20 protein-coding genes are annotated in these 15,470 nt (G+C 41.9%); 18 read left to right on the forward strand and 2 right to left on the reverse strand.

Annotated features, from left to right (window positions below):
* The first annotated feature begins 162 nt into the window (after window positions 1-162).
* Window positions 163-372 (forward strand): hypothetical protein, encoded by a 210-nt coding sequence (locus CDG79_RS07830; RefSeq protein ID WP_094341639.1) that lies wholly within the window; start codon window positions 163-165, stop codon window positions 370-372.
* Window positions 373-551: 179 nt separating this feature from the next.
* Here the strand turns inward: CDG79_RS07830 and CDG79_RS07835 are convergent, their stop codons facing one another.
* Window positions 552-860 (reverse strand): hypothetical protein, encoded by a 309-nt coding sequence (locus tag CDG79_RS07835; RefSeq protein WP_094341640.1) that lies wholly within the window; start codon window positions 858-860, stop codon window positions 552-554.
* A gap of 483 nt (window positions 861-1,343) precedes the next feature.
* Here CDG79_RS07835 and CDG79_RS07840 point away from each other — a divergent pair, with 483 nt between their 5' ends.
* The 11 genes from CDG79_RS07840 to CDG79_RS07885 all read left to right on the forward strand — a co-directional run bounded on the left by CDG79_RS07840 (window position 1,344) and on the right by CDG79_RS07885 (window position 9,371).
* The gene (locus CDG79_RS07840) at window positions 1,344-1,601 is read left to right on the forward strand and encodes a hypothetical protein (protein ID WP_094341641.1); all 258 of its coding nucleotides are present in this window, start codon (window positions 1,344-1,346) and stop codon (window positions 1,599-1,601) included.
* Between the two features lie 235 nt (window positions 1,602-1,836).
* Window positions 1,837-3,507 (forward strand): dipeptide ABC transporter ATP-binding protein, encoded by a 1,671-nt coding sequence (locus tag CDG79_RS07845; protein WP_094341642.1) that lies wholly within the window; start codon window positions 1,837-1,839, stop codon window positions 3,505-3,507.
* Window positions 3,508-4,089: 582 nt separating this feature from the next.
* Complete coding sequence (gene typA, locus CDG79_RS07850) at window positions 4,090-5,880, forward strand: translational GTPase TypA (RefSeq protein WP_094341643.1); 1,791 nt, start codon at window positions 4,090-4,092, stop codon at window positions 5,878-5,880.
* A gap of 138 nt (window positions 5,881-6,018) precedes the next feature.
* Complete coding sequence (locus CDG79_RS43505; protein WP_223278051.1) at window positions 6,019-6,531, forward strand: hypothetical protein; 513 nt, start codon at window positions 6,019-6,021, stop codon at window positions 6,529-6,531.
* An 87-nt stretch (window positions 6,532-6,618) separates the two neighbouring features.
* On the forward strand, window positions 6,619-7,245 hold the full coding sequence (locus tag CDG79_RS43510) for an AAA family ATPase (RefSeq protein ID WP_223278053.1): 627 nt from the start codon (window positions 6,619-6,621) through the stop codon (window positions 7,243-7,245).
* A gap of 144 nt (window positions 7,246-7,389) precedes the next feature.
* Window positions 7,390-7,650 carry a DUF2281 domain-containing protein gene (locus CDG79_RS07860; RefSeq protein ID WP_094341644.1) on the forward strand — a complete coding sequence of 87 codons (261 nt, stop codon included), beginning with the start codon at window positions 7,390-7,392 and terminating at the stop codon, window positions 7,648-7,650.
* Complete coding sequence (locus CDG79_RS45420) at window positions 7,647-8,060, forward strand: type II toxin-antitoxin system VapC family toxin (RefSeq protein ID WP_094341645.1); 414 nt, start codon at window positions 7,647-7,649, stop codon at window positions 8,058-8,060. The genes CDG79_RS07860 and CDG79_RS45420 overlap by 4 nt, the downstream gene beginning before the upstream one ends.
* A complete protein-coding gene (locus CDG79_RS07870) occupies window positions 8,038-8,205 on the forward strand; it encodes a BrnT family toxin (RefSeq protein ID WP_223278052.1) in 168 nt (55 codons plus the stop codon). The genes CDG79_RS45420 and CDG79_RS07870 overlap by 23 nt, the downstream gene beginning before the upstream one ends.
* Window positions 8,189-8,422, forward strand: coding sequence for a hypothetical protein (locus tag CDG79_RS07875; RefSeq protein ID WP_094341647.1), 234 nt, complete (start codon window positions 8,189-8,191; stop codon window positions 8,420-8,422). The genes CDG79_RS07870 and CDG79_RS07875 overlap by 17 nt, the downstream gene beginning before the upstream one ends.
* 386 nt (window positions 8,423-8,808) lie before the next feature.
* Complete coding sequence (locus CDG79_RS07880) at window positions 8,809-9,075, forward strand: ribbon-helix-helix domain-containing protein (protein ID WP_094341648.1); 267 nt, start codon at window positions 8,809-8,811, stop codon at window positions 9,073-9,075.
* Complete coding sequence (locus CDG79_RS07885; protein WP_094341649.1) at window positions 9,072-9,371, forward strand: type II toxin-antitoxin system RelE/ParE family toxin; 300 nt, start codon at window positions 9,072-9,074, stop codon at window positions 9,369-9,371. Before CDG79_RS07880 ends, CDG79_RS07885 begins: the two co-directional genes overlap by 4 nt.
* Before the next feature lie 172 nt (window positions 9,372-9,543).
* Here CDG79_RS07885 and CDG79_RS07890 read toward each other — a convergent pair whose 3' ends face one another.
* A complete protein-coding gene (locus CDG79_RS07890; protein ID WP_094341650.1) occupies window positions 9,544-9,987 on the reverse strand; it encodes a DUF29 domain-containing protein in 444 nt (147 codons plus the stop codon).
* Between the two features lie 306 nt (window positions 9,988-10,293).
* Here CDG79_RS07890 and CDG79_RS07895 point away from each other — a divergent pair, with 306 nt between their 5' ends.
* From CDG79_RS07895 to CDG79_RS07920, 6 genes are all read left to right on the forward strand, one after another.
* Entirely contained in the window at window positions 10,294-11,457 is a 1,164-nt protein-coding gene (locus tag CDG79_RS07895; RefSeq protein WP_094341651.1) for a DUF58 domain-containing protein, read from the forward strand.
* Between the two features lie 301 nt (window positions 11,458-11,758).
* A complete protein-coding gene (locus tag CDG79_RS07900) occupies window positions 11,759-12,124 on the forward strand; it encodes a ferredoxin thioredoxin reductase catalytic beta subunit (RefSeq protein WP_094328080.1) in 366 nt (121 codons plus the stop codon).
* On the forward strand, window positions 12,121-12,513 hold the full coding sequence (locus CDG79_RS07905; RefSeq protein ID WP_094341652.1) for a DUF309 domain-containing protein: 393 nt from the start codon (window positions 12,121-12,123) through the stop codon (window positions 12,511-12,513). Before CDG79_RS07900 ends, CDG79_RS07905 begins: the two co-directional genes overlap by 4 nt.
* A 259-nt stretch (window positions 12,514-12,772) precedes the next feature.
* Window positions 12,773-13,270 carry an LptA/OstA family protein gene (locus CDG79_RS07910; RefSeq protein ID WP_094341653.1) on the forward strand — a complete coding sequence of 166 codons (498 nt, stop codon included), beginning with the start codon at window positions 12,773-12,775 and terminating at the stop codon, window positions 13,268-13,270.
* A gap of 30 nt (window positions 13,271-13,300) precedes the next feature.
* Window positions 13,301-14,029, forward strand: coding sequence for an LPS export ABC transporter ATP-binding protein (gene lptB, locus CDG79_RS07915; RefSeq protein WP_094328037.1), 729 nt, complete (start codon window positions 13,301-13,303; stop codon window positions 14,027-14,029).
* A 319-nt stretch (window positions 14,030-14,348) separates the two neighbouring features.
* Entirely contained in the window at window positions 14,349-15,464 is a 1,116-nt protein-coding gene (locus CDG79_RS07920; protein WP_094341654.1) for an LptF/LptG family permease, read from the forward strand.
* Window positions 15,465-15,470: the final 6 nt, after the last annotated feature.

Genomic DNA, 15,470 nt, shown 5'->3' on the forward strand with positions numbered 1-15,470 from the left:
TAAAAATATCGACATAGTGGATTAAATCTGCCATACCCATAAAAACTACGAGGAATGAAAATTAAATAACCAGATAGAAAAAAATGATAAAAGTGTGGAATAATACATTGGAGATAAATTTAATTGCACTCCATAGATTAGATTGATACAAAATGTAAAGCTATGATTGCTCAACATTACAACTCAATTCACGTTGAAAATGACTTGCTTAAACAGATCCAAATTAAAGAAAATCAGCTAAAAATTGCCCAAGAGTCTAATATGCTCCATGTAGTGGAAGCATTGCAGAGTCAATTATTAAGGTTACAGAGCCAATTGTCAGAGCCGCAAGACGTTGAAATTCAAGCGTTGATGAGTTTGTTAGACAATTAAGATTGTAAAATTTTATTGCAAAGTTTATTTAAAACGTACAAACTATGTTCACAAAAAGCAGAGCATAGCGATTGTTATGCCTGGGGTATAGCTGAGGTGCTATAGCTCAATAATTAACAGTACAACAAGTAGCGATCCAAGGTCTTATAGAAGCATAATAATTCTTACTTAGATAAGATTTAGATTTTTTGCTGAGTAGGTGGCCTTTTAATCTGCCGGACTAAATCAATCTTAAGAACAGGTTTAACTGAGGACAGTTGTCTTTGTCTGAGAATTTGAATTTCTCTCTCAATCGAGTCTTTTCCTTGCCTAAAAAAGTCTTGAGAATTATATGGAACTAAGTCACGGGATAAACTTTGAGTTTGTGCTGGAGTCAAATTAGGAAGGGGTTGTTCAGCATTGGCAGAAGTTTGTACAGCCAGTAACAAAGCTATTGAAACCAGCAAGGGTTTGATGTTTATACATCTGGTGAATATCAGGTTTAACATGATTGATACATCTGTTACGTAAATCCTGCTTCAAACCATCTTCAGTTGGTCTTACTATAATCAAAGTACACTTATTGGCTTACTAATTACCTCCCACAAATGGGTGAATTAATCGGCTAAACTACCTTATCAATATCTGGAACTGGCCGATCTAATTCAATATACCAAGGAGAAAATAACCCTGCTAGGTTGGGTGGATACGCACTAATTGGGCTTCAGTGATAATGCTGTAGTAGGTACTTATTGTCTGTAACAGCAAATACTAAATCATGAAATTGTATTTTATACAGGTATTTTTTCCCCAATTCAGGCAATTATTAGGTTATATATTGTCTTAACCATAGTTTTCGGAGATTTTATGCTTGCTAGTTGTTAAATCATATAAATATAATTGACACTAAAATATATCAGTATTTTAACTGTTGTCTTAGCTGTTAATACTTACCTAATATGTAGCACAATCTTTTTCATATCTTAGTCATTGTGAAATCTCTTCTAAAGACTTACTTAGAACAAGAAATCTGGATACTAGTACGAGATAAGTGGTATTTCGCCACAATTATTGGAGTTTGGGATGATTTATTGTGGTTTAAACATAGAACTTACAACAAAGATACAGAGGAAGATACTCTCTGGGAAATGGTTGTAAAAATCAGTGAAGTAACTGCTATAGATAAAGTTAGGTCTGTTATTAGTAGAAAACCAGACGTGCTTATTTCACGGCTACTAGAAACTGAGTAAGGCATAAACGATCGCTATCATCAAGATCGCGAACATTAATTAGCTTAATAGTGAAAATACTTGCTTGTCTCTTAACATTAACTAGTAAAAAGTGATGCAAGCAGTATAAATCACTACTCTCAAGGATTCGCTAAGACAATAAAGATGTTTGCATAGCGGAGGTTTAATACTAATCTGATAGACTATCTTAAATTTGAAATTATAAAAGCTGGTAGCCCAGGGCTGATAACTAACTATGAGTGAAGCCTTATTCTGTATCGAAAATCTGCGAGTTGCCTATCCTCAACGGAGTGGAGAAGAGGCAAGCTGGGCGGTTGATGATGTATCTTTCACCTTGCAACCAGGTGAAAAAATGGGATTGGTGGGAGAGTCGGGTTGTGGAAAGTCAACTATAGGAAGGGCAGTAATGCGTTTACTACCAGCCTCTAGTCGGATTGAGGGACGGGTGACATTTCAAGGACAGTCGGTATTTGATTTGATGCCTAACCAGTTGCGGAAATTTCGAGGAGAAGCGATCGCCTTAATTTTCCAAGATCCCATGACACGCCTCGATCCACTGATGACGATTGGTAAGCATTGTATCGAAACCCTCCAGGCGCACTCACCAGAATTATCAACGCGGGAAGCCAAAAAAAAAGCACTTGCGACATTGGCAAAGGTAAATATTCCGGCTAGTCGCTGGAATCAGTATCCCCATGAGTTTAGCGGTGGAATGCGCCAACGGGTTGCGATCGCTTTAGCTTTACTCCTCAACCCCAAGTTGATTGTTGCTGATGAACCCACCACCAGCTTAGATGTCACCGTTTCCGCGCAGATATTGAAAGAATTAACTCGCCTGTGTGGTGAAGAAAACATGGGATTGTTGCTGATTTCTCACGATTTAGCAATGGTGGCTGAATATTGCGATCGCATTGGCGTTATGTACCAAGGCAAAATGGTCGAAATGGGTTCTACAGAAACCGTATTTAGGGAGCCTCAACATGAGTATACGCGATCGCTCTTAAAAGCAGCTTTACACATTCAAGCAGTAAAAGATGATGGAGAATTGATAATTGCCAATGATTCAGAAAAGCAATTACCGATTATTAATAAGCAATCCCCAATTTTGAGTCTTACAGAACTCAAGCAATACTACACCATAGAACCTAACTTTATCGAACGACTGTTTAAGACACAAACCCAGACAATAAAAGCAGTAGATGGGATTGACTTGGATCTTTATGCAGGAGAAATTCTCGGCTTAGTTGGGGAATCAGGTTGTGGTAAAAGTACGCTGTCACGAACAATTTTGCAACTAATTCGCCCCACCAGTGGCAAAGTAGAGTTTTTAGGACAAGATTTAACTAAACTGTCGCGTCAAGAAATTCGCTCCTCACGGCGACAAATCCAAATGGTTTTTCAAGATCCTCATGCTTGTCTTAATCCAGCGATGACGGTGGGACAAAGTATCGCCGATCCTTTATTTATCCACAATCTAGCCGATCCTGTTAAGGCCAAAGAACAGGTTTTGTGGATGCTAGAGAAAGTTGGTTTAACACCGCCAGAAGTGTATTATGAGCGTTATCCATCAGATTTGTCTGGTGGACAACAGCAAAGAGTTGCGATCGCTCGCGCTTTGATTACTCACCCCAAACTTTTGATCTGCGATGAACCAGTGAGTATGTTAGACGCTAGCGTGCAGTCGCAAGTGCTGGATTTGATGTTGCAATTAAAAGAAGAATTTGAGTTAACCTATCTGTTCATCACCCACGATCTTTGGTTAGCGCGATTTTTGTGCGATCGTATTGCCGTGATGAATGGCGGTAAAATTGTTGAAATCGGTCTGACAAAAAAGATTTTTGCCAATCCTCAGCACCCTTATACCAAAACCCTACTAGCTGCTGCTCCCTTATTAGCACGCGCTTAACTAAACAAAGTGAGGAGCGATCAATTCCGACCATAATGAGTAGTGAAAATCTCCGATACCCCTATCTGCGCCTCTGCGGTTAATTGATTTTTGCAAATAATTTACGACTCTATATCTAGAGAAAAAAGTTTATTTTTCCTGACATGAAAAACTTATCTAAGTTTGGGGGTAGTGATGGTATTTAATTTCTCAAAAATTCGCTGGTAAAACTGCCTCCAGACATTGAAATTTGAGAGGACAACACTAGTTAGAAATGCTGGTGTCAATAGTTGCAAAAGTCAAGCTAATTTACGGTACATAAAATATCTGAGCAACTTTAACCAGACATTTACCCACCCTTCAACTACCTCGGTTAAGGTTTCTAACAATATCACGTAAATAATTTAACCTTAAACACACAAATTAGCCTGCCTAACTTTCCATCTCAGCAGCGTTGACAAACCTCACCGCAATTGTGACGATTACGCTAGAATTATTAAAGGTTCTTTACAGAGTTTTGCTAATCATACCCAATTCTGTTAAAAAAGCCTAGCATTCAAATGTAAATATCAAAACCCCCTCTAGAGTTCACCAAAAGCTTCTATGACGCTCCCAATTCGCAACGTCGCAATTATCGCCCACGTTGACCACGGCAAAACTACCTTGGTTGACGCACTCCTCAAACAATCCGGCATTTTCCGCGAAGGCGAAGACGTTCCGGATTGCGTTATGGACTCCAACGCCCTAGAACGGGAACGGGGTATTACTATCCTGTCTAAAAATACGGCGGTTCGCTACAAAGAAACACTAATTAATATTGTTGATACTCCTGGACACGCCGACTTTGGTGGCGAAGTTGAACGCGTACTCGGCATGGTTGACGGCTGTCTTCTGATTGTCGATGCCAACGAAGGCCCCATGCCCCAAACGCGCTTTGTCCTGAAAAAAGCTTTAGAAAAAGGGCTACGCCCCATCGTTGTCATCAACAAAATCGATCGTGGACAAACTGACCCCCACGTTGCTGTTGATAAAGTTTTGGATCTGTTCTTGGAATTAGGGGCAGATGAAGACCAGTGTGATTTTACCTATCTGTTTGCCTCCGGTATGGCAGGTTTCGCCAAAGACAGCTTGGAAGCAGAATCGGTAGATATGCAACCCCTGTTTAACGCGATTCTGAAACACGTTCCATCACCAGTGGGCGACAGCACTAAGCCTCTGCAATTACAAGTCACAACCCTAGATTATTCTGAATATCTGGGACGGATTGTCATTGGCAGAATTCACAACGGTACGATCCGCTCAGGACAACAAGCAGCTTTAATTACAGAAGATGGCACCATTGTCAAGGGTAAAATTACCAAGTTGATGGGCTTTGAAGGACTAAAGCGCATAGACATGGAAGAAGCAACCGCAGGTTATATTGTGGCGGTGGCTGGTTTCGCTGATGCTTATATTGGGGAAACCATTACCGATCCCAACGAACCGCAAGCTTTACCACTAATAAAAGTGGATGAACCAACCTTGCAAATGGCCTTCTGGGTGAACGATTCGCCCTTTGCTGGTCAAGAAGGTAAGTTGGTGACTTCCCGTCAAATACGCGATCGCCTATTCCGCGAACTCGAAACCAACGTCGCTTTGCGGGTCGAAGAAACCGATTCTCCCGATAAATTCCTCGTTTCGGGTCGTGGGGAACTCCACTTAGGTATCTTAATTGAAACCATGCGTCGGGAAGGCTTCGAGTTTCAGGTATCTCAGCCACAGGTAATTTACCGCGAAGTCAACGGTCAACCTTGCGAACCTTACGAACTTTTGGTGTTAGATATTCCTGCTGATGCTGTGGGTAGCTGTATTGAACGCCTGGGACAACGGAAAGGCGAAATGCAAGATATGCAACCAGGTAGTGGCGATCGCACCCAGTTAGAGTTTGTCATTCCCGCCCGTGGATTGATTGGTTTCCGGGGTGAATTCATGCGGATGACTCGTGGTGAAGGCATCATGAACCACAGCTTCTTAGACTATCGTCAACTGAGTGGCGACATTGAAGCCCGTAACAAAGGCGTTTTAATCTCCTTTGAAGAAGGCGTTTCTACCTTCTACGCCATGAGAAATGCCGAAGATAGAGGAGCGTTCTTTATTACTCCCGGCACAAAGGTTTACAGAGGTATGATTGTGGGAGAACACACTCGTTCCCAAGATTTGGAATTGAATATCTGTAAGACTAAGCAGTTAACCAATCACCGCGCAGCTGGTGGCGATGAATTAGTGCAACTGCAAGCACCGATAGACATGAGCCTAGAGCGTGCTTTGGAATACATCGCCGCCGATGAATTGGTGGAAGTTACACCCCAATCAATTCGTCTGCGAAAGATGTCGAAGAAGTTGGCGAAACGGTAAGTTTAGTTACTTGATTCATTTAGAAAGCCCGCATCTGCGGGCTTTTTATTTTGTGGTAATAGGGAAATGAATATCTTGATACCTGAGTGGGTAATATAACACTGTGTAATTCATTGTGTTCACCGTCTGGTGTTATATATGTCGTGGAATTCTACAGTCTTTAGTATCTGTGCTTCAGGCAATTCTTGGTTATGGGCTGCTTGGAGTACCATTGATGATGCTTATAATTTTTTAGAAAAGCCTGAAAAGCAGTTAGAGATTGATTGCTTGTTTTTTACTGAAGCTCCTTCTAAAGAAAATGCAATAAAAACAGCTCGTAACTTATTGGGTACTCACATTAAACAAATAGGCAACGAATGGGCAGCAGAAGTCTGTAAAGAGATTCACAAACAACCTCAGCAACCTGACATTAATGCTAATCAACCTGAAGTGGTCACTAATGAGCTTCAGCTATGTTTAGATCAACTTAATTCATTAACTGGATTAAGTGCTGTAAAATCTACCGTTCAAGAGTTGGTAAATATTGCAAAAGTAGCCCAGATGCAAGCTCAAGCGGGTATAAAAGCTCCTTCAATCACTAGACACCTCGTATTCACGGGAAATCCAGGAACAGGCAAAACCACAGTAGCTAGGATTTTAGGCGAGATATAGCGGTGTGCAGTTCAGTGAGATACAAAAACTTTGCTGAAATGATTTGACAGCAAGGACTTTGGTGTTCTCATCCAATCGATAACCGCTATATACAAAAATCTTGGTGTTTTATCAAAAGGCCATTTTCTTGAAGTAGACCGAACTAATTTAGTTGCAGAATACTTGGGACAAACAGCACCCAAAACAGCAAAAGTAGTTGAATCTGCTCTTGGTGGTGTACTTTTTATTGATGAAGCTTACTCTCTTGTTCCAGACGGACGCGGCGATATGTACGGACAAGAAGCAATCAATACTCTTTTAAAAATGATGGAAGATCACAGAGAGGATCTGGTAGTTATTGTTGCAGGATATAAAGGGGAGATGTCTCGATTCATTGAATCTAATCCTGGTCTAAAGTCAAGATTTGCAAGGTCGATTCACTTTGAAGACTATTGTCCATCCGAGTTAACCGAGATTTTTAAAGTCAGGTGTGAACAGCATGGCTATCTGTTCTCAGAGAAGACTCTGGAAGCAGTGTGTCTCTTAGTGAATCAATTTGAACATCAAATAGGAGAACTTGGAAATGGTAGATTTGTGAGAAATATCTTTGATCGTTGTATTGCCATTCAATGTAACCGTTTAGCAGCATTAGCCCAACCATCAAAAATAGACCTAAAAACCTTTCAACCTGCTGATGTTCCCACTCATGAGCAACTGGGGCAGTATCTTGTTTGAGAATGTCAGAGTATCTAGTACCGCCTAGCTTCGTCATTTTTCTAAATAGAAAGCGATGTCTACGATGGCCTACGCTTACGCCCTTGCCATACATTTAGTCAAATTTTTGAGTAAAAATGAAGAAGATTGAAAAAGGCAATTATCATGACTATTCCTGAAACTACCATTGCAAAATTGCAGCAACTTTCCGAACCACTCCTCCAAGAAGTGACCGATTTCATTGATTTTGTGATCCAGAAACATCAAGTTAAAAATGCTGACAGTCAGCCTGATGAAACGCTTGTGGAAAAATGGTCACAATGGTTTGAGGCTGTCGATTCCCTAGAGGTATCTCCACATGAACCAGTCAGCAACTATCAGCAACTCCTACTCAACAAATATCGGCAACAAGGGCTAGAGCTATGATCCTGTGCGATGCAGGAGTCTTATTGTGTTTAGTTGATCGGACCCAACCCCAGCACAAGCCTTACCGAACTGCGGTTATGGGTTTGGCAAAGCCTCTTGTCACAACCTGGTCATGTCTGACAGAAGCCATGTATCTTGCCCTGCATCGTGGCGCCTGGCAAATGCAAAAACAGTTGGGGCAGGTTCTTTTAGATAAACTGCTGACCGTTTACGAGATTCAGGAGAGTGATTACAGCCGTTTGTTGGCGCTGATGGAACAATACCGCGATCGCCCAATGGATTTAGCAGATGCTACATTGGTTTTGACGGCTGAAAAGACAGGGTATCGTCAAATTCTTACCCTCGATTCTGATTTCTTGTTTTATCGAATTGGTCATCAAGACAGCTTTGAAATCATTTCAGTCTCATAGAGAAAGTAGCTACGTTATTATTGGCTTATCTAGGTTTGAACAACTTTTAGTTGTTGCACATACTGATAGAGGGAAAAAGATACTAATTATCAGCGCCCGAAATGCTACTCGCCAAGAGAAGAGGTTTTATGAACAAGGAAGTTGAAAACGAAATGGAAGATGAATTACGTCCTGAGTACGACTTCGCTCAAATGGCAAGCGGGGTTAGAGGTAAATATGTTGAACGGTATCGTACAAAAACGAACCTAGTACTTTTAGCTCCCGATGTTGCCCAAGCTTTTCCCAACGATGAAGCAGTGAATGAGGCATTAAGGTTGTTAATCCAGGTTGCCCAGCGCCAGCAGCCTAACACAACGCTATGAACAATTCCTCATCGGTACTATTCTGCCTATATTTTTCATGCGGTTCATGCTGTTGCAACTGGAGCGAAACCCCCTGAAAGAACCGAACAAATTCTGGTCACTCATCTAGAATCAGCATAATCAACGCCGTGTAACGTTAGATCCTCAAGTTATTGGTAAAGACAGATCGCTAGCCAGCAGGTATTCTTACAAAAAGCGATCGCTAAAGCACAGCATAGATTTACAGTGCGACGCCGAATAGCCCGTCGTAGACATCGCTCATTAATTCCATCATAATAATACATAGTGCGTCACCGAACAGCCCGTCTTAGACATAGCTCCTCGCCGTCGGTATTCTGGTGAGTTTTTTCACTTAAAATGGTGAATAATCTAAATAGAGGTTTTCTATGAGCATCAGCCTCACACCCGACCAAGAACGATTTATTCAAACCAAGCTCCAGGCTGGGAAATATCGCTCCGCAGAAGAAGCCCTTGAAATTGCTTTAAGATTACTGGATGAATACGATCGCGCTGATGCTGAATGGGTCGAAGATGTGCGAGAAAAAATTGATGCGGCGATTTTAGCTTCAGACCAAACGCCATCTATTGATGGGGAGACATTCGTAAACCAAATTCTAAAGCGGTTTCAACAACGACATCAGGCGCAAGCATGAGTCGCTACATCATCAACATTCTTGCCAGCCGAGATATCAATGAAATTGCCGACTACTTTGCCGAAACTAGCCTTGATGCGGGAGAGCGATTTTTTAGCGAATTTAACCGCAAGTGTCAACAAATTGTTGCCTTTCCAAACAGTGGTAAAAGTTACGCAAAAATTCGTCCAGACCTCCGAGGTGTATCCTTGCAAGGCTATATCGTTTTCTACAAAGTGCTAGATGATGGTATCGAAATTCTACGGGTTGTAAGTGGTCGTCGTAACTTTCCGTCTCTTTTTGAAGAATCTAACTAACTAATCTCTGAGGACTGAAAAAGGCAATTCTCATGAATATTTGTGATATTGCGTAGGCGTAGCCCGCACTTCTCTATGAGAGGATGCGCCAACGACAAAGCTCAGTGACCATCGTAGACATCGGTTTTCGATGCTGCTTTAATTTCACAAAACTCAGATAAAATTTATATATTTAAGGTAAATAATTTTCATTTAATAATTGAACAAGAGTGTAAGGACACTTGTCGATAAAAATCGTTAAATCGGTTTTAATTTTCACAAAATCAACTGCACTTTGATAAATATTCTCTAAATCATCCTGTAACTTGTTTATTAAATTCGTCGTTAAATGATTATTTAAGTCATATCTAAAGGTTTTAATTTCTCCAATCCAATGACGATAGTTTATTTCATATTCCACCTGCCAATATTGGAGTAATAATATATGAATAATAATTTGCCTTAAAAGACTTTTTGCTTTAGCTAAATCTCTTTTCCCCAAACTGATTAATTCCTCAATTAAGTTTTCTAAATCCAGTTGGTTAAACTGTCGTTGTTTTAATAATTCAATGGTTTCTTCTAACCATAAATTTTCATCAGTTTCATAGAGTTGTTTTAAGTCGGTAGTAATTGTCATATTTTTACCTATCTACCTACATTCCATAATTTAATGATATACGATTACAAATTTATAGATGTAAACCACCCATTTATAGAGGGGAAAAGATACGAATTATCAAGGCCGGAAATGCTACCCACCAGGACAAGAGTTTTTATGAACAAGGAAGTTGAAAACGAAATGGAAAATGAATTACGTCCTGAAGATGAATTTGCTTAAATGGCAAGCAGTTATAAACCAAATATAGAGCGGTTTCGATAAGAACATCAGGCACAACCCCTGAGACACTGTGAATTTTGGGTAGTGTTGGGTTAAAAAAGAAACATGAAAATCATCAAACCCATCACCAATTGGTTAGAAACCCGCGCTTGTGCCCCTACTTATGGGGGTTGGGTACTAGCAGCGACCGCTATTTGTTTTTTTGGCGCAGGTATTAATACGATGGCTGGTTGGCTGTATGCTATTAGCGGCATTAGTTTTGCCCTTTTGGGTGTAGCAGCCATCTTACCGCCGCGATCGCTCACAGGTCTATCCATCACTCGCCGTCCCATACAACCTGTGTCAGCAGGTGACGAGCTAATTGTGGAATTAGAAATCCGCAATCAGACACAGCAGCCTGTAAGTTTGTTGCAAGTCGAGGATATTTTGCCCTTCGTCTTAGGCAAACCAGTACAAAAAGCAATCGAAACAATTCCTAGCCAAGGTACTTACCGTTGGGTATATTACCACCCTACCCAGCGCCGGGGCATTTATCGTTGGCACACAGTCGAACTAGGTTCTGGTGCGCCTTTGGGATTATTTTGGTGTCGCCGTCAGCGTGATTGTGCAGCCACAGCGATCGTCTATCCTACAATCTTACCCTTAGCTACCTGCCCCTTAGTAGACGAAATGGGGCAAGAAGAGAGCAAAAGAGGCGATCCTCGTGGTAGACCATTACAGACAGCGACAACGGGATTGGTGCGATCGCTCCGTCCTTATCGCCTTGGAGATCCCACCCGTCTAATTCATTGGCGAACTAGCGCCCGCTATGGTGAATTAAGGGTGCGGGAGTTAGAAATGGTAACAGGTGGACAAGAAATAGTTATTGCCCTGGACAACGCTAGCAATTGGGAAGAAGAAAACTTTGAACAAGCAGTAATTGCCGCAGCTTCGCTGTACTTTTACGCACAGCAACAGCAATTACAGGTACAACTGTGGACAGCATCGACAGATTTAATCAAAGGCGATCGCTTTGTTTTAGAAACTTTAGCTGCAACCACAACCCTAGAAGATGCCAGTTCAGTAGTTCCTAAAAGTTATCCCTTGATTTGGCTGACTCAAAACCTCCTGAGCCTTGCTACTCTTCCTCAAGGTAGTCGCTGGGTTTTGTGGCAAAATATTTCTTCACCACCAGAACAAGAGATAATCAATCGGGATCGTCCTGGTATTTTTGTGCAGAGCGATCGCGCTCTACAACCCCAGCTACAAAAAACATTACATTTATTATAAATTGCAGGAATTATTGGGAATTGGGAATTGAAAAGAGGCAGAGGGGCGGGGTGCTGCTCTTGCTGAAGAGAAAACTACTCTCCCTTGGTCTCTGCTCCCTTGCTTCTTCCCCATTCCCCAGTCCCCATTCAAATAAAACTTCTGTGATTTCTGAAATTTTGTTTGATCCCAGTACGCCGGACATATCAGCCTTTGAGCGAAACTAAAACAATTTGGGCAGGCAAGGTTGGGGAAATCCACCCAGTAATCCCTACATGAGGCTGAGGTACAATGCAAAGAAATATTTAAAATTATGAGCGACATGATCACATCAGAACATAACACAAAATCCAGCGATAGAAGCCTAGAGGCAATGCGGCATTTTTCCGAACAATACGCCAAGCGGACTGGAACATACTTCTGTTCTGAACCTTCTGTTACCGCAGTTGTGATTGAAGGGCTAGCCAAACATAAAGACGAACTAGGTGCGCCTTTATGTCCCTGTCGCCATTATGAAGATAAAGAGGCTGAAGTCCATGCCACATATTGGAACTGTCCCTGTGTGCCAATGAGAGAACGCAAAGAGTGCCATTGCATGTTGTTCCTCACCCCTGACAACGAGTTTGCTGGCGAAAAACAAGATATCTCTCTCGAAACAATTAAAGAAGTCCGAGACAGCATGGGATGAGCGAAACCATCCCCCAAGAGTTTTGGCAAGGCGTAGAACAGTTCAATTCTGGTCAGTTCTACGCCTGTCATGACACTTTAGAGGCTTTATGGATTGAAGCCAGCGAACCAGAAAAAACCTTTTATCAAGGCATTCTCCAAATTTCTGTAGCGCTGTATCATTTAGAGAATCGCAACTGGCGAGGTGCAGTAATTCTACTTGGAGAAGGCGGCAATCGCCTGCGCCGTTACCCATCTAGTTACGGCGGTGTTGATGTAGATGAGCTATTGAGTCAGAGTGCAGCATTGCTGGCGACATTACAACAAATCGGGCCAGATAAGATTACATCAGGCGATCTAGGTAAAAATCAGGTCTTATCTTTACCTAAAATTGTGCTGACTACTGATTAGACACCCGGTCAAATTAGTTATGCGTTGCCCGAAATCCTTGGTAGGCAAAATTCATGTAGACGCAAAGCGGCTTCCCGCAGGGTATTGTGCCTACGTCATTTTTACTCAGATGCCAATTACCTGAAACCTTGAGGTTGGGGGTAGCGTCACTATTTCAGCCAGTAGTTATCGGAAATCACTCCAGATTGGATATTTCATATCTGGATAAAGTACTTGAGATAATTAGAATGCAAGCTGAAATCCTAAATCCCCAATTGCTATGATGCCCTGCTATGAATTGCCCATATCCCAGATACGTCGCTTGGGATTAGCTTTAATGCTCCCAGCTGCACTCTGGGGCGCTTTTGCCTTCCCTACCCAAGTGCAAACCGCTACTGCACAAACATCTAAAGACAATCGCCCCCTCACCATCCGCGCTGATGTGCAAGAATATGACGCGAAAAATCAAGTAATCACCGCTCGCGGCAACGTGCAGATGTTGTATCCTGCTCGTCAACTTCAGGCAACATCTGCCCAAGCACAGTACTTTAGTAAAGAACGCCGAATTGATTTCAGTGGCAACGTCTATATTTTGCAACAGGGCGGTAACAGTATTCGGGCAGAGAAGGTAACGTATTTAATTGATGAAGGGCGATTTGTTGCCTTACCCCAATCTAACCGTCAGGTAGAGTCTATCTACATGATCGAGGAATCAGATAATGGTGGACAAACCGCGACACCTGCCCCAAAAACACCCTCTTTGAAGCCTTCTAATTAGCATTTATCACCAAGAAAGGGTGCTTCCAGCGTGAAAATTGTTTTAGAGAATATTCACAAATCTTACGGCAAGCGAGTAATTGTCAATCGTGTCAATCTTTCTGTTGCTCAGGGCGAAGTCGTTGGTTTACTAGGCCCCAATGGGGCTGGTAAAACGACGACCTTTTACATTGCCACAGGTTTAGAAAAGCCCAATCAAGGAAAAGTTTGGCTGGGTAATCTGGATGTTACGGGAATGCCAATGCACCAAAGGGCGCGACTGGGTATTGGCTATCTAGCACAAGAACCAAGTGTTTTCCGCCAACTCTCGGTACAGGATAATATTCTGTTGGTGCTAGAGCAAACGAATGTGCCACGATGGGAGTGGTCAAGACGACTCACAACTTTACTGCGGGAGTTTCGCTTGGAAAAATTAGCCAATAGCAAAGGAATTCAACTTTCTGGTGGTGAACGACGGCGGACTGAATTAGCAAGGTCTTTAGCTGCTGGCCGAGAAGGGCCAAAATTTTTACTTTTGGATGAACCATTTGCGGGAGTCGATCCGATCGCAGTCTCAGAAATTCAGCAAATTGTCGCACAACTGCGCGATCGCGGCATGGGAATCTTAATTACAGATCATAATGTCCGCGAAACCCTGGCCATTACCGATCGCGCCTACATCATGCGTGAGGGACAAATTCTCGCTTTTGGTGCTGCTGACGAACTCTACAGCAATTCCCTCGTGCGGCAATATTATTTAGGGGATAATTTTCAAGTTTAAATTTACAATTATTTAGTTAATAATTTCAAAGGCTATTTTTATATTTAATTTTAATTATAAATTTATTATTTTCTCTGATTCTGCTTTCTCAGTCATTGAGAATTCAGTCTTGATACTGATACTAAATATAGGAGTTTGCAACGAAGTGAGATACAGAACTTAGGCTTCAATACCAAATACGAAGACTATTTTATTCTGGCTCCTGCCTCAAGTTCCTGCCTTCACCAGGGTTGCCAATATTTAACTGTTCAAATTGCTTATGATATCAAAGAACTTCCCGTCTTTCTACAAGCTCCGTTCGCTGCTACCTTTTACGATCATGGATCGTTACCTTGCTAGCGAATTGTTAGCGCCGTTTTTCTTTGGTGTCGGAGCTTTTTCATCACTTGGTGTCACAATTGATGCTGTATTCGATCTGATCAGAAAAATTGTAGAATCTGGGCTACCCATAGACATTGCCATTCAGGTTTTTTTGTTAAAGTTTCCCAACTTTATCGTTTTAGCCTTCCCCATGTCTACGCTGCTGGCTACTTTGATGACCTACAGTCGTCTTTCTAGTGAGAGCGAACTAATTGCCCTGCGTGGTTGTGGGGTCAGTGTCTATCGCATAGTGCTAACTGCTGTGATGTTGAGTCTTGTAGTCACAGGAATGACATTTGTATTCAACGAACAAATTGCGCCGGCAGCAAATTACCAAGCAGCAATGACTCTGGATAAAGCCCTTAAATCAGACAAGCCCACTTTTAATCAGCAAAATATTTTCTATCCTGAATACCAAGATGTTACACAGCCTGATGGCTCTAGAAATAGAATATTGACACGCTTGTTTTACGCCGACCAATTTGATGGTAAGCGGATGAAAGGTTTGACAATTATAGACCGCTCAACAAAAAATCTGAATCAAATTGTAGTATCAGAATCTGCCCAGTGGAATCCTTCTCAAAATGTCTGGGATTTTTACAACGGTACTATTTATTTTGTTGCAGCCGATCGCTCCTACCGCAACATCGTCAGATTTGAACACCAACAACTGCAACTACCACGCACGCCATTAAGTCTGGCAGAAAAAAGCCGTGACTATGGTGAGATGAATATTGCCGAAGCACTAGATCAACTACAAGTAGAACTTCTCGGTGGCGATCGCCAAAAAATTCGTAAACTCGAAGTGCGGATTCAACAAAAAATTTCCTTACCCTTTGTATGCGTAGTTTTTGGCTTAGTAGGTGCAGCAATGGGAAGTATACCCCAGCGAACTGGAAGAGGTACCAGCTTTGGGATTAGCGTTGTAGTTATTTTTTCATACTATTTAATTTTCTTTATTAGTGGTGCGATCGCGCAAGCAGGTGCCCTCTCTCCCTTTATGGGCGCTTGGTTGCCCAACTTTCTTTTCTTGGGAATCGGTCTATTTTTGTTGATGCGAGTTGCCAAACGGTAAATTGAG

Source organism: Nostoc sp. 'Peltigera membranacea cyanobiont' 232, assembly GCF_002245985.1.
Lineage (GTDB): Bacteria > Cyanobacteriota > Cyanobacteriia > Cyanobacteriales > Nostocaceae > Nostoc.